The following is a 1,611-nucleotide window of genomic DNA, read 5'->3' as shown; positions in this document are numbered from 1 at the left end:
TCGAGAAGGGCTTGGATCCCCCACAGCGCCTCCCGCCTCGCCAACGACAATGAAGGCTGAAACGCGTCGGCCTGGGCGAGTTCAACCAGCGAGGCGGCGGGAACACCGGCTCGATGCCAGAGGTCGTCTACGGACACAAACGGTTGATCGGCTCGTGTGGTGACAATGGTCGCCGCATCGGCATTGGCCAGGCTGCGGACCATCCGCATGCCGAGGCGAACGGCAAACCGATCTTCTTCGTGCTCAGTGGGCTCCAGCGTACAGTCCCAGCGTGAAGCGTTGACGCAGACTGGACGCACCTCGACGCCATGGTCGCGGGCATCGCGAACGATCTGCGCCGGCGCGTAGAAGCCCATCGGCTGAGCATTGAGGAGAGCGGCGCAGAAGACATCGGGGTGATGGCATTTCATCCAAGAGGAGGCGTAGGCGATCAGCGCGAAGCTCGCGGCATGGCTTTCGGGAAAGCCGTAGCTGCCGAAGCCTTCCAGCTGCTTGAAGGTCTTTTCGGCGAACTCGCGCTCATAGCCGTTTTTCACCATGCCGCCGATCAGCTTGGCGCCGAAGCTGGAGACGCCACCAGTGTGTTTGAAGGTCGCCATGGCGCGGCGCAGCTGATCGGCCTCGCCTGGCGTGAAGCCGGCGCATTCGATCGCCACCCGCATTGCCTGTTCCTGGAACAGCGGCACGCCCAGCGTTTTTCCGAGCACCTTTTCGAGCTCAGGCTTGGGATAGACCACCTCTTCCTTGCCTTCACGCCGGCGCAGATAGGGATGCACCATGTCGCCCTGGATCGGCCCTGGCCGCACGATCGCTACCTCGATCACCAGGTCATAAAAGGTCCGCGGCTTGATGCGCGGCAGCATCGACATTTGGGCGCGGGATTCGATCTGGAAGGTGCCCAGCGTATCGGCCTTGCGGATCATGGCGTAGGTGCGCGGATCCTCTGCCGGGATCGTTGCGAGATCGAGCGTGATGCCCTTGTGTTGCGACAGGAGATCGAAGCCACGCTTCATGCAGGACAGCATGCCGAGCGCCAACACGTCGACCTTCATGAACTTCAGCGCATCGATGTCGTCCTTGTCCCATTCGATGACCTGACGATCCTTCATCGCGGCTGGCTCGATCGGCACCAGATCGTCCAGCCGATCGCGGGTCAGGACGAAACCACCGGGATGTTGCGACAAATGCCGCGGCGCGCCGATCAACTGCCTGGCCAGATCAAGCGCCAGACGCAGCCGGCGATCGCCGAGATTGAGGTTCAGCTCCTCGGCGTGCTTGGGTTGGACGCCTTCGTCCGACCAGCCCCACACCTGCGACGACAGCATCTTGATCAGGTCTTCAGGCAGCCCGAGCGCCTTTCCGACATCGCGCAGGGCGCCTTTGGAGCGATAGCGAATGACGGTAGAGCACAAAGCCGCGTGTTCACGGCCGTAGGTGTCGAACACCCACTGCATGACGATTTCTCGCCGATCATGTTCGAAGTCGACATCGATGTCGGGTGGCTCGCGGCGCTCTTCCGAGACGAAGCGTTCGAACAGAAGATCGTTGCGGTCGGGATCGATCGACGTGATGCCCAGGACATAACAGACGGCGCTGTTGGCGGCCGACCCC

General features: G+C 62.3%; 1 pseudogene. It reads right to left on the bottom strand.

Going from position 1 to position 1,611, the window contains the following annotated elements:
• Positions 1-1,611: pseudogene (gene dnaE2 / locus EOA22_RS32915) on the bottom strand (error-prone DNA polymerase); the annotation flags it as partial.

This window comes from Mesorhizobium sp. M7A.F.Ca.US.014.04.1.1 (genome assembly GCF_003998745.1).
GTDB lineage: Bacteria > Pseudomonadota > Alphaproteobacteria > Rhizobiales > Rhizobiaceae > Mesorhizobium > Mesorhizobium ciceri.
Note: the sequence above shows the minus strand (reverse complement) of the source record. Positions and strands in the feature narration are given on the sequence as shown.